Genomic DNA, 24,749 nt, shown 5'->3' with positions numbered 1-24,749 from the left:
ACTGGTATTAATGATTTAACACTTGATGATTTTGAATTTAATAAAACTGATGCTTATTATGGTAAAGAAGGAAGTGTTGAAATTAGTGCTAAAACTGAATCAGTTAGAATTACAGGAAATAAAACTTTAACAATTCCTGTTTTGGATAAAAAAGATATTACTCAACTTGCTCTTGGATTGAATGTTTCAAATGATTTAACAAAAGAACAAGTATTAGAAGCTTTAAAAAAAGCTACTGGTATTAATGATTTAACTCTTGATGATTTTGACTTTAGTAAAACTGATGCTTATTATGCTAAACAAGGAATTGTTGAAATTAGTGCTAAAACAGATTCAGTGCGAATTACAGGAAATAAAACTTTAACAATTCCTGTTTTGGATAAAAAAGATATTACTCAACTTGCTCTTGGATTGAATGTTTCAAATGATTTAACAAAAGAACAAGTATTAGAAGCTTTAAAAAAAGTCACTGGTATTAATGATTTAACTCTTGGTGATTTTGAATTTAATAAAACTGATGCTTATTATGGTCAACAAGGAATTGTTGAAATTAGTGCTAAAGCTGATTCTGTTAGAATTACAGGAAATCAAACTTTAACTATTTCTGCTTTTGCTAAAAAGGACATTACTCAAATTGCACTTGACTTAAATTTATCAAATGACTTAACTGCTGAACAAGTATTAGAAGCTTTAAAAAAAGCTACTGGTATTAATGATTTAACTCTTGATGATTTTGAATTTAATAAAACTGATGCTTATTATGGTCAAGAAGGAAGTGTTGAAATTAGTGCTAAAACTGAATCAGTGCGAATTACAGGAAATAAAACTTTAACAATTCCTGTTTTGGATAAAAAAGATATTACTCAACTTGTTCTTGACTTAAATTTATCAAATGACTTAACTGCTGAACAAGTATTAGAAGCTTTAAAAAAAGTCACTGGTATTACTGATTTAACTCTTGATGATTTTGACTTTAGTAAAACTGATGCTTATTATGGTAAACAAGGAAGTGTTGAAATTAGTGCTAAAACTGATTCAGTGCGAATTACAGGAAATAAAACTTTAACAATTCCTGTTTTGGATAAAAAAGATATTACTCAACTTGTTCTTGACTTAAATTTATCAAATGACTTAACTGCTGAACAAGTATTAGAAGCTTTAAAAAAAGTCACTGGTATTACTGATTTAACTCTTGATGATTTTGACTTTAGTAAAACTGATGCTTATTATGGTAAAGAAGGAATTGTTGAAATTAGTGCTAAAGCTGATTCTGTTAGAATTACAGGAGATCAAACTTTAACAATTCCTGCTTTGGCTAAAAAAGACATTACTCAACTTGTTCTTGACTTAAATTTATCAAATGACTTAACTGCTGAACAAGTATTAGAAGTTTTAAAAAAAGCCACAGGGATTACTGATTTAACTCTTGATGATTTTGAATTTAATAAAACTGATGCTTATTATGGTCAACAAGGAAGTGTTGAAATTAGTGCTAAAACTGATTCAGTGCGAATTACAGGAAATCAAACTTTAACTATTTCTGCTTTTGCTAAAAAAGACATCACTCAAATTGCTCTTGACTTAAATTTATCAAATGACTTAACTGCTGAACAAGTATTAGAAGCTTTAAAGAAAGCTACTGGTATTAATGATTTAACACTTGATGATTTTGAATTTAATAAAACTGATGCTTATTATGGTAAAGAAGGAAGTGTTGAAATTAGTGCTAAAACTGAATCAGTTAGAATTACAGGAAATAAAACTTTAACTATTTTTGCTTTGGATAAAAAAGATATTACTCAACTTGCTCTTGGATTGAATGTTTCAAATGATTTAACAAAAGAACAAGTATTAGAAGCTTTAAAAAAAGCTACTGGTATTAATGATTTAACACTTGATGATTTTGACTTTAGTAAAACTGATGCTTATTATGCTAAACAAGGAATTGTTGAAATTAGTGCTAAAACAGATTCAGTGCGAATTACAGGAAATAAAACTTTAACAATTCCTGTTTTGGATAAAAAAGATATTACTCAACTTGCTCTTGGATTGAATGTTTCAAATGATTTAACAAAAGAACAAGTATTAGAAGCTTTAAAAAAAGTCACTGGTATTAATGATTTAACTCTTGGTGATTTTGAATTTAATAAAACTGATGCTTATTATGGTAAACAAGGAATTGTTGAAATTAGTGCTAAAGCTGATTCTGTTAGAATTACAGGAAATCAAACTTTAACTATTTCTGCTTTTGCTAAAAAGGACATTACTCAAATTGCTCTTGGTTTAAATTTATCAAATGACTTAACTGCTGAACAAGTATTAGAAGCTTTAAAAAAAGTCACTGGTATTAATGATTTAACTCTTGGTGATTTTGAATTTAATAAAACTGATTCTTATTTTGGTAAACAAGGAATTGTTGAAATTAGTGCTAAAGCTGATTCTGTTAGAATTACAGGAAATCAAACTTTAACTATTTCTGCTTTTGCTAAAAAAGACATTACTCAACTTATTCTTGACTTAAATTTATCAAATGACTTAACTGCTGAACAAGTATTAGAAGCTTTAAAAAAAGCTACTGGTATTAGTGATTTAACACTTGATGATTTTGAATTTAATAAAACTAATGCTGGTTATGGTAAAGAAGGAAGTGTTGAAATTACTGCTAAAACTGAATCAGTGCGAATTACAGGAAATCAAACTTTAACTATTTCTGCTTTTGCTAAAAAGGACATTACTCAACTTGTTCTTGACTTAAATTTATCAAATGACTTAACTGCTGAACAAGTATTAGAAGCTTTAAAAAAAGCTACTGGTATTAATGATTTAACTCTTGGAGATTTTGAATTTAATAAAACTAATGCTGGTTATGGTAAACAAGGAAATGTTAAAATAAGTGCTAAAACTGAATCAGTTAGAATTACAGGAAATCAAACTTTAACTATTTCTGCTTTTGCTAAAAAGGACATTACTCAAATTGCTCTTGACTTAAATTTATCAAATGACTTAACTGCTGAACAAGTATTAGAAGCTTTAAAAAAAGCCACAGGGATTACTGATTTAACTCTTGGTGATTTTAATTTTAATAAAACTGATGCTTACTATGGTCAACAAGGAATTGTTGAAATTAGTGCTAAAGCTGATTCTGTTAGAATCACAGGAAATCAAAATTTAACCATTCCAGCTTTTGCTAAAAAAGATATTACTCAACTTGTTCTTGACTTAAATTTATCAAATGATTTAACTGATCAACAAGTATTAGAAGCTTTAAAAAAAGCCACTGGTATTAATGATTTAACTCTTGATGATTTTGAATTTAATAAAACTGATGCTTATTATGGTCAAGAAGGAAGTATTGAAATTAGTGCTAAAACTGAATCTGTTAGAATTACAGGAAATAAAACTTTAACTATTTCTGCTTTTGCTAAAAAAGATATTACTCAACTTGTTCTTGACTTAAATTTATCAAATGACTTAACTGCTGAACAAGTATTAGAAGCTTTAAAAAAAGCTACTGGTATTAATGATTTAACTCTTGATGATTTTGAATTTAATAAAACTGATGCTTATTATGGTCAAGAAGGAAGTATTGAAATTAGTGCTAAAACTGAATCTGTTAGAATTACAGGAAATAAAACTTTAACTATTTCTGCTTTGGCTAAAAAAGATATTACTCAACTTGTTCTTGACTTAAATTTATCAAATGACTTAACTGCTGAACAAGTATTAGAAGCTTTAAAGAAAGCTACTGGTATTAATGATTTAACTCTTGATGATTTTGAATTTAATAAAACTGATGCTTATTATGGTCAAGAAGGAAGTGTTGAAATTAGTGCTAAAACTGATTCAGTTAGAATTACAGGAAATAAAACTTTAACAATTCCAAAAGTACCCCCTGTTAGTCTTGATGAAATCATCATTAAAGAAGAATTTAATAATGATACAACAGATCAAGAAATTTTAAATGAACTGCAAATAGCAACTGGTATTAGTGATTTATCTCTTGATGATTTTACAATTGTTCTCTCACCATCTACATACAAAAATATTGGTGGAATAATAATTAAAGCAATTGATGGATCAATTTATTTAAAAGGAGATACAAATTTTGTAATACCAAAAATTCCTAAAATAAATTTACATACTATAAGCATTCACATTGATGATTATTTATCAATTAATGAAGATGATATAATCAAACAAATTAAATTAATTACTGGAATTGAAGATATAAGTCGAGAAGATTTAATTATAGATATAATCAAACCAGATTATGGTATTAATGATGGTTCATTAAAAATTACAGCAAAAGATAATTCTTATTATTTAATTGGTCAAAATGAAATTGTAATTAATAAGTTTTCAATTAAAATTATTAGCAAAGAAATACAAAATATTATAAATTCAAAGCAATATGAACAATGAAATAAAGAGGATTTAATTGTAGCTATTGAAAATTTATATAAAGATGTGGATATGAAATTATCTATAGATAGTATTAAAATTACTGATTCGAAAAAAAGCTCAAATTCAAATGATTCTGTTGATAAATATGAATATGTAATATCAACTAAAGAAGGTGGTTCTGATATTTTCAAGCAAGATGTTATTACATTATCAGAAGAAACAGCTCAAAACACATCATCCTCACTTTATTTAACAAATGATGGTGAACTTTTACTAACAACAGACTTTAATTTTAGTCAAAAAAATGCAAAAAATATTTATAAAATTGGTTATAACAGTAGCGGAAATACATTAATTTTTGTTAATGCAAAATATATTACAAGTATTTTACCTGAAGGCATTAAAAACTTAACAAACTTTTTCAATAATAATTCTTTTTCAACAATTGAAGGAATTGAAAATTGAGATACATCAAATGTTACAAACATGTCGTATATGTTTAATGGTGCTTCAACTTTTAATTCAAATATTTCAAATTGAGATACATCAAAAGTTACAGACATGAGTTATATGTTTAATAATGCTTCATCTTTTAATTCGAATATTTCAAATTGAGATACAAGTAGTGTTACTAATATGGGAACAATGTTTGGAAGTGCTTTAAATTTTAATCAAGATTTATCTACTAAAAAAGTAAAAGATCAAAAAGGAAATGAATATATAGCCTGAGATACAAGCAATGTTAATAATATGGTGGCAATTTTTCAAAATGCTTCAAATTTTAATGGGAATATTTCAAATTGAGATATATCAAAAATTACAAACATGTCCTATATGTTTAGTGGTGCTTCAAATTTTAATGGGAATATTTTAAATTGAGATACATCAAAAGTTACAGACATGAGTTATATGTTTAACGGCGCTTCATCTTTTAATTCGAATATTTCAAATTGAGATACAAGTAGTGTTACTAATATGGGAACAATGTTTGCAAATGCTTTAAATTTTAATCAAGATTTATCTACTAAAAAAGTAAAAGATCAAAAAGGAAATGAATATATAGCCTGAGATACAAGTAATGTTAATAATATGGTGGCAATTTTTCAAAATGCTTCAAATTTTAATGGGAATATTTCAAATTGAGATACATCAAAAGTTACAGACATGAGTTATATGTTTAACGGAGCTTCATCTTTTAATTCGAATATTTCAAATTGAGATACAAGTAGTGTTACTAATATGAGAACAATGTTTGCAAATGCTTTAAATTTTAATCAAGATTTATCTACTAAAAAAGTAAAAGATCAAAAAGGAAATGAATATATAGCCTGAGATACAAGTAATGTTAATAATATGGTGGCAATTTTTCAAAATGCTTCAAATTTTAATGGGGATATTTCAAATTGAGATACAAGCCATGTAGTTGACATGAATTTTATGTTTAGTGGTGCTTCATCTTTTAATGGGAATATTTCAAATTGAGATACATCAAAAGTTACAGACATGAGTTATATGTTTAGTGGTGCTTCATCTTTTAATTCGAATATTTCAAATTGAGATACAAGTAGTGTTACTAATATGAGAGCAATGTTTGCAAATGCTTTAAATTTTAATCAAGATTTATATACTAAAAAAGTAAAAGATCAAAATGGTAAAGAATATACAGCTTGAGATACAAGTAATGTAACTAATATGGTGGCAATTTTTCAAAATGCTTCATCTTTTAATGGGGATATTTCAAATTGAGATACATCAAAAGTTACAGACATGAGTTATATGTTTAATAATGCTTCAAATTTTAATGCGAATATTTCAAATTGAGATACCTCAAACGTTAAAACTATGGAAAAAATGTTTTGAAAAGATGAAAACAATGATACAACAAAAATGGTATTTAATCAAAATTTAACATCTTGAATTACTTCTAAGGTTTTGAACCATAATGATTTTTGAAATTATAAAACATCTGAAAAATGAGAAAATCAGCCTAAATTTAATTAGACTTATTTAAAAATAGTTACTTAATATTATTTTTTATTATAATATATTTAATTTTAAAAGAGATAAATTGCTCTGTTCTTTATTCTTTGAATTAAATCAAAGTTTGGGTGTCAAGAAAAAGTGGGTAACTCCCACTTTTTTATTTACTAATTTACATATATAGTCCTTCGATTTTGTATCCATTTAATATTGAGCTGGCTCTTATATACTCTAGATCTTATATATTTAAAATTATTTATATCTTTGTTAATTAAACTAAAATTTTTAAAAAAAGAAGATCACTAAAATAAATATATCATTTAACCACTTATCAAAAAATGACAAACCAACAATTCGTTAAAAACTTTTTAATTTTTGAAACAATTTTATTTGGTTTTGATTGCAGTTAGCTTATATAAATCTAATTATTCTTTTATTTTTTATGTCTATAGTTCTTATAGATCAATTTAAAACTATTGATTTTTTTGCTTAAGTAAGTCTTTTAAGTAATTGTTGAATAACTACGAATGTATTTCTTTTGATATAATCAAACTCTGTTCTAATTTCTTCATCTAAAATATAATTTTAAGGCTTGGATTTTTCTACTTTCAAATTAATTGAAGCATTATCATTTACAATTCATCACCCTTTATTTGGGATTGACTTGTTTTTTTTTTTTTTTTTGATAAACTTTAATTTGAATAAAAATAAAAAGAATATAAAGTTATTTTTTTCACTTAATAGATCTAAGTTTATTTTTATGGATATGCAAAAAAATATAAAATTTAAAACCAACAACAATGATGTAAAGTCATTTTATTGTTATTTACTTTTAATAAAGGAGCTATCATGAATAAAATAGATTTTTTAGAACATCATACATATTAAAGCAAGAAAAAATGATCACTCTTAATAGAGTCTATAGTTAAAGGCTATTGAAAACAAAAAAATCTTAAAATCAAAATATATTAGTTATAAAAAAAATAATTTAAGTTTACTAATATTTACTTTTAAGTAAGTAATTAGTTTTTTTATTCTTTGTAAATTTTATATAAGATTATGTAGTTTCATGAATTCATAGCTAAATTGGAATTAATTTTGAAATTTCATTTAAAAAGTTTCTTTTGAAAGGATAAATATGAAAAAATTATTATTAATATTATCAGCTTTGAATTTGGCATCGTTGCCAATTATAACTTTTGTAGCTTCTAATAATACTCCAAGAAAAGATATTTCAATTATTAAAGAACAGCTTCAATCACTTTTAGATTCAAAGACTAATGAATTTTGAACTATAAGTGAGTTAGAAATAGAAATATATAATAAAGGAATTGATAAACTTAAAGGCATAACTGTACATTTTAAAACAGATCAATCTTCTGGTGATTCACTTTTGAAAAAAGGTTTTGTTTTTGTTGGTAATTCTAGTAAAAACAATGATTTCAAATATAGTGGTGAAATCGTTTTATATCAAGAATTGAAAAAGTTAGAAAAAATGGATCTAGAAAATTATGATTCAAATATTTTTGATAACTGAAATCATGTTCAGTGAATTAAAAATCAAGAAGATGATATCAAGGTGTTAATTCTTAATGATTTAAAGACTAAAACAAATAACAAAAATTTATCCATCTCTGATTTTGAATTAACCTTATCTAAACCAAATTTTGGTTCTAATGGTATGGTGATTATAAATGCCACTGAAAACTCTATTTATTTAAAAAGTCAGAAAACTTTAACAATTCCAAAATTGTCTGCAGTTGATATTAATAATATTAATCTTAGTTTGAATTTATCAAATGATTTAACTGCTGAACAAGTATTAGAAGCTTTAAAAAAAGTCACAGGGATTACTGATTTAACTCTTGGTGATTTTGACTTTAGTAGAACTGATGCTTATTATGGTCAACAAGGAATTGTTGAAATTAGTGCTAAAACTGATTCAACGCGAATTACAGGAAATCAAACTTTAACTATTTCTGCTTTTGCTAAAAAAGATATTACTCAAATTGCTCTTGACTTAAATTTATCAAATGACTTAACTGCTGAACAAGTATTAGAAGCTTTAAAAAAAGCCACAGGGATTACTGATTTAACTCTTGGTGATTTTGACTTGGTCAAAACTAATGCTGGTTATGGTAAAGAAGGAAGTGTTAAAATTAGTGCTAAAACTGATTCAGTGCGAATTTCAGGAGATCAAACTTTAACTATTTCAGCTTTTGCTAAAAAGGACATTACTCAAATTGCTCTTGACTTAAATTTATCAAATGACTTAACTGATCAACAAGTATTAGAAGCTTTAAAAAAAGCTACTGGTATTAATGATTTAACTCTTGGTGATTTTGACTTTAGTAAAACTGATGCTTATTATGGTAAGCAAGGAATTGTTGAAATTAGTGCTAAAGTAGATTCTGTTAGAATTACAGGAAATAAAACTTTAACTATTTCTGTTTTGGATAAAAAAGACATTACTCAACTTGATCTTGGCTTAAATTTATCAAATGATTTAACTGCTGAACAAGTATTAGAAGCTTTAAAGAAAGTCACTGGGATTACTGATTTAACTCTTGATGATTTTGACTTTAGTAAAACTGATGCTTATTATGGTAAGCAAGGAATTGTTGAAATTAGTGCAAAAGCTGATTCTGTTAGAATTACAGGAAATCAAACTTTAACTATTCCAGCTTTTGCTAAAAAAGATATTACTCAACTTGTTCTTGACTTAAATTTATCAAATGACTTAACTGCTGAACAAGTATTAGAAGTTTTAAAAAAAGCCACAGGGATTACTGATTTAACTCTTGGTGATTTTGAATTTAATAAAACTGATGCTTATTATGGTAAAGAAGGAAGTGTTGAAATTAGTGCTAAAGCTGAATCAGTTAGAATTACAGGAAATAAAACTTTAACTATTTCTGCTTTTGCTAAAAAAGATATTACTCAACTTGTTCTTGACTTAAATTTATCAAATGATTTAACTGCTGAACAAGTATTAGAAGCTTTAAAAAAAGCTACTGGTATTAGTGATTTAACTCTTGATGATTTTGATCTTAATAAAACTGATGCTTATTATGGTCAAGAAGGAAGTATTGAAATTAGTGCTAAAGTAGATTCTGTTAGAATTACAGGAGATCAAACTTTAACTATTTCTGCTTTTGCTAAAAAAGACATCACTCAACTTGTTCTTGACTTAAATTTATCAAATGACTTAACTGCTGAACAAGTATTAAAAGCTTTAAAAAAAGTCACTGGTATTAATGATTTAACTCTTGGTGATTTTGACTTGGTCAAAACTAATGCTGGTTATGGTAAACAAGGAATTGTTGAAATTAGTGCTAAAACTGATTCTGTTAGAATTACAGGAGATCAAAACTTAACTATTTCTGCTTTTGCTAAAAAAGACATTACTCAAATTGCTATTGACTTAAATTTATCAAATGATTTAACAAAAGAACAAATATTAGAAGCTTTAAAAAAAGCCACAGGGATTACTGATTTAACTCTTGGTGATTTTGACTTTAGTAAAACTGATGCTTATTATGGTAAACAAGGAATTGTTGAAATTAGTGCTAAAACTGAATCAGTGCGAATTACAGGAGATCAAACTTTAACTATTCCTGCTTTGGCTAAAAAAGACATTACTCAAATTGCTCTTGACTTAAATTTATCAAATGACTTAACTGCTGAACAAGTATTAGAAGCGTTAAAGAAAGCTACTGGTATTACTGATTTATCTCTTGGTGATTTTGATTTTAATAAAACTGATGCTTATTATGGTAAAGAAGGAATTGTTGAAATTAGTGCTAAAGTTGAATCTGTTAGAATTACAGGAGATCAAACTTTAACTATTTCTGCTTTTGCTAAAAAAGATATTACTCAACTTGTTCTTGACTTAAATTTATCAAATGACTTAACTGCTGAACAAGTATTAGAAGCTTTAAAAAAAGTCACTGGTATTAATGATTTAACTCTTGGTGATTTTGATTTTAATAAAACTGATGCTTATTATGGTCAACAAGGAAGTGTTGAAATTAGTGCTAAAACTGAATCTGTTAGAATTACAGGAAATAAAACTTTAACAATTCCTGTTTTGGATAAAAAAGATATTACTCAACTTGTTCTTGACTTAAATTTATCAAATGGCTTAACTGCTGAACAAGTATTAGAAGCTTTAAAAAAAGCCACAGGGATTACTGATTTAACTTTTGATGATTTTAATTTTAATAAAACTGATGCTTATTATGGTAAAGAAGGAATTGTTGAAATTAGTGCTAAAATTGAATCTGTTAGAATTACAGGAAATAAAACTTTAACAATTCCTGTTTTGGCTAAAAAAGATATTACTCAACTTGTTCTTGACTTAAATTTATCAAATGACTTAACTGCTGAACAAGTTTTAGAAGCTTTAAAAAAAGCTACTGGTATTAGTGATTTAACTTTTGATGATTTTAATTTTAATAAAACTAATGCTTATTATGGTCAACAAGGAATTGTTGAAATTAGTGCTAAAACTGAATCAGTGCGAATTACAGGAAATCAAACTTTAACAATTCCTGTTTTGGATAAAAAAGATATTACTCAACTTGTTCTTGACTTAAATTTATCAAATGGCTTAACTGCTGAACAAGTATTAGAAGCTTTAAAAAAAGCCACAGGGATTACTGATTTAACTCTTGATGATTTTGACTTTAGTAAAACTGATGCTTATTATGGTCAACAAGGAAGTGTTAAAATTAGTGCTAAAGCTGAATCTGTTAGAATTACAGGAAATAAAACTTTAACTATTTCTGCTCTTGCTAAAAACGACATTACTCAAATAGCTCTTGACTTGAATTTATCAAATGATTTAACTGCTGAACAAGTATTAGAAGCTTTAAAAAAAGCCACAGGGATTACTGATTTAACTTTTGATGATTTTGAATTTAATAAAACTGATGCTTATTATGGTAAACAAGGAATTGTTGAAATTAGTGCTAAAGCTGATTCTGTTAGAATTACAGGAAATCAAAATTTAACCATTCCAGCTTTGGCTAAAAAAGATATTACTCAACTTGTTCTTGACTTAAATTTATCAAATGATTTAACTGCTGAACAAGTATTAGAAGCTTTAAAGAAAGCTACTGGTATTAATGATTTAACTCTTGGTGATTTTGAATTTAATAAAACTGATGCTTATTATGGTAAACAAGGAAGTGTTGAAATTACTGCAAAAGCTGAATCAGTGCGAATTACAGGAAATCAAACTTTAACCATTCCAGCTTTTGCTAAAAAAGATATTACTCAACTTGTTCTTGACTTAAATTTATCAAATGACTTAACAAAAGAACAAATATTAGAAGCTTTAAAGAAAGCTACTGGTATTAATGATTTAACTCTTGGGGATTTTGAATTTAATAAAACTGATGCTTATTATGGTAAACAAGGAAGTGTTGAAATTACTGCAAAAGCTGAATCAGTGCGAATTACAGGAAATCAAACTTTAACTATTTCTGCTTTTGCTAAAAAAGATATTACTCAACTTGTTCTTGACTTAAATTTATCAAATGATTTAACTGCTGAACAAGTATTAGAAGCTTTAAAGAAAGCTACTGGTATTAGTGATTTAGCACTTGATGATTTTGACTTTAGTAAAACTGATGCTTATTATGGTAAACAAGGAATTGTTGAAATTAGTGCTAAAACTGAATCAGTGCGAATTACAGGAGATCAAACTTTAACTATTTCTGCTTTTGCTAAAAAAGATATTACTCAACTTGTTCTTGACTTAAATTTATCAAATGACTTAACTGCTGAACAAGTATTAGAAGCTTTAAAAAAAGTCACTGGTATTAGTGATTTAACACTTGATGATTTTAATTTTAATAAAACTGATGCTTATTATGGTAAACAAGGAATTGTTGAAATTAGTGCTAAAGTTGATTCAGTGCGAATTTCAGGAGATCAAACTTTAACAATTCCTGCTTTGGCTAAAAAAGATATTACTCAACTTGTTCTTGACTTAAATCTGTCAAATGATTTAGCAAAACAAGATGTATTAGAAGCTTTAAAAAAAGCCACAGGGATTACTGATTTAACTCTTGGTGATTTTGAATTTAATAAAACTGATGCTTATTATGGTAAACAAGGAAGTGTTGAAATTAGTGCTAAAACTGAATCTGTTAGAATTTCAGGAAATAAAACTTTAAGAATTCCTGCTTTGGCTAAAAAAGATATTACTCAACTTGTTCTTGACTTAAATTTATCAAATGATTTAACTGCTGAACAAGTATTAGAAGCTTTAAAGAAAGCTACTGGTATTAGTGATTTAGCACTTGATGATTTTGACTTTAGTAAAACTGATGCTTATTATGGTAAACAAGGAATTGTTGAAATTAGTGCTAAAACTGATTCTGTTAGAATTACAGGAAATCAAAATTTAACCATTCCAGCTTTGGCTAAAAAAGACATTACTCAAATTGCTCTTGACTTAAATTTATCAAATGACTTAACTGCTGAACAAGTATTAGAAGCTTTAAAAAAAGCTACTGGTATTAGTGATTTAACTCTTGGGGATTTTGAATTTAATAAAACTGATGCTTATTATGGTCAACAAGGAATTGTTGAAATTAGTGCTAAAACTGATTCTGTTAGAATTACAGGAAATCAAAATTTAACCATTCCAGCTTTTGCTAAAAAAGATATTACTCAACTTGTTCTTGACTTAAATTTATCAAATGATTTAACTGCTGAACAAGTATTAGAAGCTTTAAAGAAAGCTACTGGTATTAATGATTTAACTCTTGATGATTTTGACTTTAGTAAAACTAATGCTGGTTATGGTAAACAAGGAATTGTTGAAATTAGTGCTAAAGTTGATTCAGTGCGAATTTCAGGAGATCAAACTTTAACTATTTCTGCTTTTGCTAAAAACGACATTACTCAAATAGCTCTTGACTTAAATTTATCAAATGACTTAACTGCTGAACAAGTTTTAGAAGCTTTAAAAAAAGCTACTGGTATTAGTGATTTAACTCTTGATGATTTTGATTTTAATAAAACTGATGCTTATTATGGTAAAGAAGGAATTGTTGAAATTAGTGCTAAAACTGAATCAGTTAGAATTTCAGGAAATAAAACTTTAACTATTTCTGCTTTTTCTAAAAAAGATATTACACTACTTGTTCTTGACTTAAATTTATCAAATGACTTAACAAAAGAAGATGTATTAGAAGCTTTAAAAAAAGCTACTGGTATTAGTGATTTAACACTTGATGATTTTGATCTTAATAAAACTGATGCTTATTATGGTCAAGAAGGAAGTATTGAAATTAGTGCTAAAGTAGATTCTGTTAGAATTACAGGAAATAAATCTTTGACAATTCCTGTTTTGGCTAAAAAAGATATTACTCAACTTGCTCTTGACTTAAATTTATCAAATGACTTAACTGCTGAACAAGTTTTAGAAGCTTTAAAAAAAGCTACTGGTATTAGTGATTTAACTCTTGGTGATTTTGACTTTAGTAAAACTGATGCTTATTATGGCAAACAAGGAATTGTTGAAATTAGTGCTAAAACTGATTCTGTTAGAATTACAGGAAATAAAACTTTAACAATTCCAAAAGTACCCCCTGTTAGTCTTGATGAAATCATCATTAAAGAAGAATTTAATAATGATACAACAGATCAAGAAATTTTAAATGAACTGCAAATAGCAACTGGTATTAGTGATTTATCTCTTGATGATTTTACAATTGTTCTCTCACCATCTACATACAAAAATATTGGTGGAATAATAATTAAAGCAATTGATGAATCAATTTATTTAAAAGGAGATACAAATTTTGTAATACCAAAAATTCCTAAAATAAATTTAGATACTATAAGCATTCACATTGATGATTATTCATCAATTAATGAAGATGATATAATCAAACAAATTAAATTAATTACTGGAATTGAAGATATAAGTCGAGAAGATTTAATTATAGATATAATCAAACCAGATTATGGTATTAATGATGGTTCATTAAAAATTACAGCAAAAGATAATTCTTATTATTTAATTGGTCAAAATGAAATTGTAATTAATAAGTTTTCAATTAAAATTATTAGCAAAGAAATACAAAATATTATAAATTCAAAGCAATATGAACAATGAAATAAAGAGGATTTAATTGTAGCTATTGAAAATTTATATAAAGATGTGGATATGAAATTATCTATAGATAGTATAAAAATTACTGATTCGAAAAAAAGTTCTAATTCAAATGATTCTGTTGATAGATATGAATATGTAATATCAACTAAAGAAGGTGGTTCTGATATTTTCAAGCAAGATGTTATTACATTATCAGAAGAAACAGCTCAAAACACATCATCCTCACTTTATTTAACAAATGATGATGAACTTTTAGTAACAAAAGATTTTGATTTTAGTCAAAAAAATGCAAAAAATATTTATAAAATTGGTTATAACAGTAGCGGAAATACATTAAATTATGTTAATGTAAAATATATTACAAGTGTTTTACCAGAAGGTATTAAAAACTTAGCAAACTTTTTCAACAATAATTCATTTTCAACAATTGAAGGAATTGAAAATTGAGATATTTCAAAAGTAACAAATATGAGCCGCATGTTTGAAAATGCATCTAATTTTAATGGTGATATTTCAAATTGAGATACATCAAAAGTTACAGATATGTCCTATATGTTTAACAATGCTTCATCTTTTAATTACGACATTTCAAATTGAGATACATCAAATGTTATAAAAATGACTTATATGTTTTCTAGGGCAAAAACCTTTAATCAAAATATATCCGATTGAAATATTTCTAAAGTTGATAAGATATATTGCATGTTTATGAATGCAGAAAGTTTTAATCAAGATTTATTAACTAAAATAGTAGAAAAAGATGGAAAAACATATTTAGCTTGAGATACATCAAATGTAACTGATATGGGTTCAATGTTTGAAGGTGCTTCTTGTTTTAATGGAGATATTTCCAATTGAGATACCTCAAATGTGATTACTTTTGGTGCAATGTTTAAAAATGCCATTTTATTTAATCAAGATATAGGTACGAAAATGGTTCATATTGGAGATAGAGAATATTTAGCATGAATTACAAAAAAAGTTTATAAAATGGATAATACTTTTGAAAATGCAGAAAGTTTTAATCAAGATATTTCAAATTGAGATACCTCAAATGTTATAAAAATGACTTATATGTTTTCTGGGGCAAAAACCTTTAATCAAAATATATCCGATTGAAATATTTCTAAAGTTGATAAGATATATTGCATGTTTATGAATGCAGAAAGTTTTAATCAAGATTTATTAACTAAAATAGTAGAAAAAGATGGAAAAACATATTTAGCTTGAGATACATCAAATGTAACTGATATGGGTTCAATGTTTGAAGGTGCTTCTTGTTTTAATGGAGATATTTCCAATTGAGATACCTCAAATGTGATTACTTTTGGTGCAATGTTTAAAAATGCCATTTTATTTAATCAAGATATAGGTACGAAAATGGTTCATATTGGAGATAGAGAATATTTAGCATGAATTACAAAAAAAGTTTATAAAATGGATAATACTTTTGAAAATGCATTAAGCTTTAATCAAGATATTTCAAATTGAGATACCTCAAACGTTATAACTATGGAAAAAATGTTTTGAAAAGATGAAAACAATGACACAACAAAAATGGTATTTAATCAAAATTTAACAACTTGAATTACTTCTAAAGTTTCCAAACATAATGATTTTTGAAATTATAAAACATCTGAAAAATGAGAAAATCAGCCTAAATTTAATTAGACTTATTTAAAAATAGTTACTTAATATTATTTGTATTTTTTATTATAATATATTTAATTTTGAAAGAGATAAATTGCTTTGTTCTTTATTCTTTGGAATTAAATCAAAGTTTTGGGTAACTAGAAAAAGTGGGTAACTCCCACTTTTTTATTTACTAATTTACATATATAGTTCTTCTAATTTTATATCCAATTTTGTATCCAATTTTGTATCCATTTAATATCCAATTTTGAGTAGGCTTTTATATACTCTAGATCTTATAAATTAAAAATTATTTATATCTTTGTTAATTAAACAAAAATTTTAAAAAAAGTAGATCAGTAAAATAAATGCAACATTTTAAACATTTATCAAAATCGTGTCTAAAAAATTAGGAAATAATTAATTATCATAACTATCTTAAACATCATAAAAGCAACAACCATTAAAAGATTTAAAATTTTAATGCAATTATTATAGAGTCCTGAGAAACATTTTTGTGAAAAAAGAAATAGTGAAACAAATTTTGTTTTTAAATACATTAAAAATAAAAGATGAATAAGTAAAGATTTACTTAATAATTTTTTTATAAAAAATCCTATTAATAATTTTCTTACAAATAACAAAAAATAAAATAGCAAAACAAACTGAAAAGAAAATATCAGTTGGTCAATGAAACATTTGAATTTGCAAAGTGAATACTGGAATTATTCATAATATACAACTGATAGCAAAAACACTTTTTTGTTCGTTTGTAAATTTATTAGTAGTTTGATAACTTTTTGTAAAATAAAAAAAGTAAGCCATAGCTACTAAATTTGAATAACTAATCATATGACCAGAAGGAAAGTCCATATCTCTATAATGATCTCCATAATCGATTCAAGGAATCTCAGGGTAAGTAAGTCAGTTAATCCAATTTTTTAAAGTATTATTAGTCTGTCATCATTCATAATAGTTAGCTTCACTAAATATATCAATCCCTTTTGGATCATAAAAGTTTCACCCATATAGTTTAAACAATTCTTCAATTGAATTATTAGGATCTAAACCAGCTATTTTAGCACTATTATTTGTTCAAGCAACATTTAAATAAAAAGGTCGTCCAGAAGCGTGTTTCAACACCACTATAACTAAGTAAGAAAAAATAATCGAACTTACAACTGTAATTGCTGGTTTAACAAAATTATTATCTTCTAAATAATTTGTTTCAATCATATAGTTTAAGTGCTTGAAATAAAAATATAAATTGAAAACAATAATTGCAAAAACAATAATTAAATTAATAATCCCTTTTTCAAATAAAGTAACAAGTAAATGAATATCTATACCATCTAAGGTAACATCTGATTTTGAATTATAAATTTTTAGTCCATTAATCAAATCATTTAATGAAGTAAATAGTAAAGGAAATGTACCAATTATGATAAATAATCAAAATACAAGTTTTAAAAAACTTTTTTTATTTAAAGATAGCATTTTAAATATGTTTTTGTTTTTATATTTAATAATAATTCAATTTAATATGCATATTGAACATAAAGGAATTACAAAACCAATCAATACCATATTGCCAAGTTCATAACTTAGAACTGAAACTAGTTTAATGGCATCTATTTTAAATAAGTCAACAAAAAAATCCATTATTTCTCTATCAAAAAAAGAAGAAGTAATAAACATTAAAAGTGAAATTAAAAAAATAAGAATTATACCCTGTTTCATTTTTGTGTTTTTGTTTTTAATATCAAAGTAGTTATTCATTTTCTAATTTTATCAAAAAATTTTTTATTTTATTTAATAAGTTTTTTTAATCTGTTTTTATTTGTTAATTTTTGACATCCAGCAAAAATCAAACAAGCACAACAAATTGAAAATAAAATATCAGTTGGTCAATGAAACATTTGAATCATTAATGTAAAAATAGATAATGCTAATAAAACTAGACATAAAGAAAAAAGACTTTTTTGTACATTTGAAAATTTTTCAGTTTGTTTATATGACTTAGTAAAATAAAAGAAGTAACAAGTAGCTAATAAGTTTGAATAACTCATAATATGACCAGATGGAAAGTCCATGTCCATATAGTTATCTTCTAAATCTATTCAAAAATCTTTTTCAGGATAAGTAAACCAATTTTTTCAATTTTCAAGTGTATTGTTAGGCTCTCATCATTCATGATATTTAGCAGGGCTAAATCTTCCTAAACCTTTAGGGTCAAAAAAATCTCAACCATATATTTTAAACATTTCTTCAACAGAATTATTAGGGTTTAATCCCATATTAATAGCATTTTGTCTTGTTCAAACGCTATTTGAATATAATGGTCTACCTGAAATGTGTTTTATAACAAAAACTGCAGCAAAACAAAAACACATATAATAAATCATTGTAATTGTGGGTTTTATTAAATCATTTTCAGAGATATAATTAGTCATTATCATATCTTTTAAATATATAAAGAAAAATAAAACATTAAATAATAAGATCATTAAAACCATTAAAAGTTTAATAACACCAACTTGAAAATAAGTTAATAAATGAGCTAAATCAATTTTATCAATTCATATCATACCTTGATTATTAATTCCATATCAAATATCTTGAATTGAATTATGAGTTGTATTTGATAATCCTATTATTAAAAAAACTCAAAATAAAAAAATCAAAAAAGCATTTTTATGCATATATAGTCATCTAAACACTCTTTTATTTTTGTTTACAATTATTATTCTATCTGAAAGACATATTAAACAAATTGGTACTATAAAACCAATTAGTAGCATGCTTCCAAGTTCATAACTTCAGGTAGAAATTCAGTGAATGATATCTACTTTGTAAAAACCTACAAAAAAGTCCATAATTTTTTTATCATAAAATGAAGAAGCAATAAAAAACAAAAGTGCAATAATAAAAACTGAGATTAAAAAAAGTCTCATCTTTTTATTGCTTTTATTTTTTAATTTAAAATTACTATTCATTTTTTTATTTTATCAAAATAAGTTTTAAAAACATTAACTATAATATAATTTATTAAAAGAAGGTGCTATGTATTTTGTTGATGGTAATTTAAAAGATAAAATATTATTAATTAAAAATTATAATAATGATGATATTCAAAAAATAGATTCATTGTTATTTGATTTTTATAAATTAACTGTAAAAATGAATGAAATGTTTGAAAATTCTATAAAATTAGATAATTTAAAAAATTCGAAATTAAAAATGAAACAATCTGAATTTATAAAAAAGTTTAGTGATTATTTATTTAATCAACAAGAATTGTTTTTGAATAATGTCTTAAATAATCAAATCGAGCAAAATTCTTTAAGCGAAAAAATCCAAATAGCTTATTATCAAGCAAAAGAAAAAATGTTATCATTTTACAAAGAATATAAAATATTTTTAATAACTAATTTTGAGCAAAAACTTGAACAAACAGTTAAAGTTGTGTTTAATGATTTTCATGCTTTTGAAAACTATAATAAAACTAACACATTAAATTTAGATAATAATATTTTATATGCTTTTGAAGTTTTAATGATTAGTCCCACAAAAGATTTTAAAGTTATTAAAAAGGCTTATATAAATCTTTGTAAGCAATTTCACCCAGATAAAAATAAAAGTTATTATTCTGAACAAATAACTAAAAACTTAAATAAAGCATATAACAATATAAAAACATTTTTAAAAGGTTTATAATTATTTAAATAAATTAGGAGTTAAATGAAAACACAAATAAAACAATTAAAGCTAACCGTATTAATTATGCTAATTATAGAAGCTTTAATCAATTTAGTAATAATTACATGATCAAGCTTGACCACTACTAGTAATAAAGTGGGCCAAGATATAATCTTATTTGATTTTATGTTATGGTATATAATCTTTTTATTACACTTAATTTATTTTTTTGAAAAGAAAAGCTATGATTAAACATTTCAAATTTTCAATTGAAAACAAACAAATATTTTCTTCATACATCTTTAAAAGAATTAAAGATGGTAAAAAAAACTTTTTTAATTTATTGATCAATCAAAAAGAATTAACTAAGGTTTTAAAATCAGTTAAAAGACTTCAAAAAGAGGATCAAAATGTTTAGGTTTTTTGTAAATAAAAAAATAAAGGATAATTTCTTAATTGAAAGAAAAGATACTCATCATATTAAAAATGTAATTAAACTACAAGTTGGTGAAAAAATTGAATGTGTTTTTGAAAATAATGTCTATTTATCTGAAATATCAGACTTATCACAAAGAGACATTGTTTTGGCAAAAGAATTGCAATTAATTAAAACTAATAGTGTTAAAGTTCAAAAAACATTAATTGCTGGTGTATTAAGAGAACAAAAATGAGATTGATTATTACAAAAAGCAACAGAATTGGGTGTTGATCAAATTGTACCTGTAGTTTTTAGTCGTAATGTTGTGAAAATTGATATCAATAAAAAAGCTAATAAAGTTAAAAGATGACAAACAATTTGTGATACTGCAGCTAAACAATCCAAAAGAAACAAGATACCATTAGTTTGTGATATTGTTGAAGATCTTTATGAATTGAAACAATATTTAAACGATATTAATTTAGTAGCTTGAGAAGAAGAGTTAGACATACCTTTAAACAATTATTTAGAAAAAGATTTTAACTCAATTAGTTTTATTATTGGTTGTGAAGGTGGAATTGACATTAAAGAAATTAAAAAACTAAATGCTATAGGTTTTAATAATGTCAGTCTTGGTAATAATATATTAAGAGCAGAAACAGCACCCTTATATATATTGAGTTCACTTATTTATTTAAATAAGTAATGTTAAGTTAACACTAATAAAAACTAAATGATAACATTATATTTAGCAATAGGAGAGACAAAACATGAAAACTAATAATAAAGTATCTAGATATACAGCTTTTTTTAAGCTTATAGGTAGATATTATATAACATATTGATGAATTGCAATATCATTAATTTTGATAATTTTATCGTTTTGTTTAACTAGAATATCAATACCTTTATTAACACAACAAATAACATTTGCAATTAAACATGAAAACAATATTCCTGTTAATGGGTATTGAGGTTTATCATTAACTACAAACATTATTTTATCAATTAGTATGATTGCACTTGATGCAATTGGTACTTACTTATTTAATTATCTTTCTTGAATATTTGGAAGAAAAATTGAAGTTGATTTAAGAAATAAAATCCTTGAAAAATTAGTAAGACAAGATATTTCTTATTATTCTGATAAAAAAATTGGAGAGATATTAACAAGTGTTATTACTGATACTCAAAATGTGGGTGAAGGTGCTGTTAATATTCCAACAAGTATTGGAATTTCTTTATCTCAATTTATAGTGGCCTTTATAATGACATTTGTATTGGCTCCAGTTATTGCTTTTTTTGGTGGTATAATTTATTTTTCTTTATTAACTCTTTATTTTGTATTTTATGCTAGAACTGTTAAAAAATATGCAGTTGTAAGAGAAGTTTATGAAGAAGTTAATGGTAATGTAACTGATAGAATTGGTACTGTAAGATTAATAAAAGCTTCGGGAACTGAAGATTACGAAAAAGCTTATTTTGAAGAACAACAAAAAATAAACTATAAAGCACACAAACCAGCTATTTTTAATTTAACACTTTTAATTACAACTGTTTATGCTGGATCAATGATTTTGCAATTTGCAGTTCCTATAATTGCTGGGATTTATTATTCTGTTCTTGGTAATGATACGGCTGCTACTGATTTTTTTAGTAATGTGTTTCCTGCTTATATAATTAATCAAGCAAACTTAATAGCTACTTTTTCTGGTTTAATGGGAATTACGTTTGGATTAGCAATGTCGGGTGTTGCTAGTATACATATAAATGAACTATTAGGTTCTCAATCAATAATGGATCCGCATTATTATGATGGAGTTATTGTTAAAGAAATTAAAGGTGATATTGTTTTTAAAGATATTGAATTTAGATATCCAGAAAAACCAGCAAAATTGATTTTGCCAAAATTTAATTTCACTTTTGAAGAAGGTAAATCATATGCTTTTGTTGGAGAAACTGGTTCTGGTAAGTCTACAATTGCTAGATTATTGTTAAGATTTTATGACCCAAGTAATGGAGAAATTATTATTAACCAAAAGAATAATTTAAAAGATTTAAATTTATCAAGTTATTTAAGTCATGTTGGATATGTAGAACAAGAACCACAAATATTATTTGGGGATGTATTTGAAAATGTTAAGTATGGTAAATTTGATGCAACTGACGAACAAGTAATTGAAGCTTGTAAAAAAGCTGAAATACATAAATTAATAACATCATGACCAGAAGGATATAATACAGTTCTTGGAGAACGTGGGTTTATGCTATCTGGTGGGCAAAAACAAAGATTGGTTATTGCTAGAATGTTTTTAAAAGATCCTGAAATTTTAATATTAGATGAAGCAACTTCAGCATTAGATAATATTGTTGAAAAAGAAATTCAAGTAAAACTAAACGAATTAATGAAGGGTAGAACAAGTTTCACTATTGCACACAGACTTTCAACAATTAAAGATGTAGATCATATTATTGTTCTTGGTGGCAATGGTGCTGGAATTGTTCAACAAGGAAATTTTAAACAGCTTGTTAAAGTGCCTGGTCACTTTAAAAATCTGTATGAAGCAGGATTATTAGAAGCACAAGAAAATATGTAAGGAGGTTATGATGAAAAGACATAAAGAAATAAGTAAAAATAGAGCTTTTATTCATTTATTTGTTAAATACTATAAACAAGATTTTAAAAAAAATTGATGAGTTATTCCTAACTTTATTTTTTGAGCATTCTTATTGTTTATGGCCCCGTTAATAACTAACCAAATAAATTTATCATTTCAAGCAGAAAAAATAAAAGTTGGATTTTGGTTGATTGATGATTGAGGTTTATCAATCTTGCAATTAATTTGATTATCAATGACTTTATTATTTTTAAATGTATTTAATTCATTTTTATTTAATTGATGGTCAAACACATTTGCTAAACAAATTGAAACTCATTTAAGAAATGAAATATTAGAAAAATTAATAAGACAAGATATATCCTATTATTCTGATAAAAAAATAGGTGAATTATTAACAAATGTTATTTCAGATTCACAAATTGTAGGTAATCAAGCCATTAATATACCAATGACTATAGCCAGTTCAATTTTTCAATTAGCAATTGGTTTATTATTAACTTTTATTTTAGAATGAAAAATTGCTCTTGTTGGTTTTATTTTATTTGCATTAATTTTTACAATGTTTTTAATTTGTTATTTTGCATTAGTATCTAAATGAGAAAAAGTTAGATTAACTATGGAAAAAACTAATGGTGATGTTATTGATCGTGTGATATCTGTTAGATTAATTAAATCATCTGGAACAGAAGCATATGAAACACAAAATTTTAAAGATAAACATGTTGATTACTATAATTTAGGAAAACCTATTGGTAAATGAATTAGTGCATTTGCTGTTGTTGTTTTTGCTGGGGACTTTTTATTGTTATTTACAGCTCCTGTATTTGCTGCTGTATTTTATGGTGGTGGAGCTGATAGTAGTAGAATTCAACAATTCTTTAGTATTTTCCCAGCATTTGTAATGGCACAAGGAATGTTAACCGTACCGATTATATCTTTGTTCTTAATATCTGGGGGATTAGCTATGGCTGGGGTTTCTTCTTCAAGAATTCTTAGAACTTTAAACGCACCTTCAAGACTTGATTTTCATTATAATCAAGGCATAGAGTTAAAAGATTTAAAAGGTGATATTATTTTTGAAAATATTAACTTTAGATATCCAGAAAAACCAGAAAATTTAATTCTGCCTAATTTTAACTTTACTTTACAATATGGAAAATCATATGCGTTTGTTGGTGAAACTGGGTCTGGTAAATCTACGATTGCTAAATTATTATTAAGATTTTATGATCCAAGTGAAGGTAGAGTTTTAATTAATAAAAATAATGATTTAAAAGAAGTTAATCTTTCAACATATTTAAATCATGTTGGATATGTAGAACAAGAACCTCAAATTCTTTTTGGGAATGTTTTAGAAAATATTAAATATGGTAGTTTTGCAAAAACTGATGATGAAGCAATTGAAGCTTGTAAAAAAGCAGAATTACATGCGTTAGTTATGTCATGACCAGAAGGTTATCAAACTATTCTTGGTGAACGTGGATTTATGTTATCGGGTGGTCAAAAACAAAGATTAGTTATTGCTAGAATGTTTTTAAAAAATCCTGAGTTATTAATTTTAGATGAAGCTACTTCAGCACTAGACAATATTGTTGAAAAAGAAATTCAAGCAAAATTAAATGAACTGATGAAGGGTAGAACAAGTGTGACTATTGCACATAAATTATCAACTATTAAAAACGTCGATCAAATTGTTGTTTTAGGTGGTAATGGTGCTGGAATTATTCAACAAGGAACTTTTAAAGAATTAACAACAACACCTGGTCATTTTAAAAATCTATATGATGCAGGTAAAATGGTCAAAGAAATTGAATTATAGAAATTTAGTGAGGAAGAAAGAATACTTGTTCGCTTTGTA

9 protein-coding genes are annotated in these 24,749 nt (G+C 25.4%); 7 read left to right on the top strand and 2 right to left on the bottom strand.

Annotated elements, in window-relative coordinates; translation table 4 throughout:
* Both MCORR_RS03720 and MCORR_RS03715 read left to right on the top strand, forming a co-directional pair.
* The coding region (locus tag MCORR_RS03720) for a BspA family leucine-rich repeat surface protein (protein ID WP_146063420.1) at positions 1-6,405 on the top strand (6,405 nt) is incomplete at its 5' end.
* A 1,117-nt stretch (positions 6,406-7,522) separates the two neighbouring features.
* Complete coding sequence (locus tag MCORR_RS03715; protein WP_104208229.1) at positions 7,523-16,192, top strand: BspA family leucine-rich repeat surface protein; 8,670 nt, start codon at positions 7,523-7,525, stop codon at positions 16,190-16,192.
* 549 nt (positions 16,193-16,741) lie between these two features.
* On the opposite strand, the gene MCORR_RS03710 is transcribed toward MCORR_RS03715, so the two are convergent.
* Both MCORR_RS03710 and MCORR_RS03705 read right to left on the bottom strand, forming a co-directional pair.
* Positions 16,742-17,932, bottom strand: coding sequence for a phosphatase PAP2 family protein (locus MCORR_RS03710; protein ID WP_104208228.1), 1,191 nt, complete (start codon positions 17,930-17,932; stop codon positions 16,742-16,744).
* Between the two features lie 29 nt (positions 17,933-17,961).
* Entirely contained in the window at positions 17,962-19,107 is a 1,146-nt protein-coding gene (locus tag MCORR_RS03705) for a phosphatase PAP2 family protein (protein ID WP_104208227.1), read from the bottom strand.
* Positions 19,108-19,216: 109 nt separating this feature from the next.
* Here MCORR_RS03705 and MCORR_RS03700 point away from each other — a divergent pair, with 109 nt between their 5' ends.
* The 5 genes from MCORR_RS03700 (at position 19,217) to MCORR_RS03680 (ending at position 24,710) form a co-directional block, all read left to right on the top strand.
* A complete protein-coding gene (locus MCORR_RS03700) occupies positions 19,217-19,870 on the top strand; it encodes a J domain-containing protein (RefSeq protein ID WP_104208226.1) in 654 nt (217 codons plus the stop codon).
* Between the two features lie 226 nt (positions 19,871-20,096).
* Positions 20,097-20,270, top strand: a complete 174-nt coding sequence (locus MCORR_RS03825; RefSeq protein WP_181021236.1) for a hypothetical protein — start codon at positions 20,097-20,099, stop codon at positions 20,268-20,270.
* Positions 20,263-20,976 (top strand): RsmE family RNA methyltransferase, encoded by a 714-nt coding sequence (locus tag MCORR_RS03690; protein ID WP_104208224.1) that lies wholly within the window; start codon positions 20,263-20,265, stop codon positions 20,974-20,976. Before MCORR_RS03825 ends, MCORR_RS03690 begins: the two co-directional genes overlap by 8 nt.
* Before the next feature lie 64 nt (positions 20,977-21,040).
* On the top strand, positions 21,041-22,867 hold the full coding sequence (locus tag MCORR_RS03685) for an ABC transporter ATP-binding protein (RefSeq protein WP_104208223.1): 1,827 nt from the start codon (positions 21,041-21,043) through the stop codon (positions 22,865-22,867).
* Positions 22,868-22,877: 10 nt separating this feature from the next.
* Positions 22,878-24,710, top strand: coding sequence for an ABC transporter ATP-binding protein (locus tag MCORR_RS03680; RefSeq protein WP_104208222.1), 1,833 nt, complete (start codon positions 22,878-22,880; stop codon positions 24,708-24,710).
* Positions 24,711-24,749: the final 39 nt, after the last annotated feature.

It is taken from the genome of Mesoplasma corruscae, from assembly GCF_002930145.1.
GTDB lineage: Bacteria > Bacillota_I > Bacilli_A > Mycoplasmatales > Mycoplasmataceae > Entomoplasma > Entomoplasma ellychniae.
The sequence above is the reverse complement of the archived record's forward strand: the minus strand, read 5'-3'. Positions and strand labels throughout refer to the sequence as shown.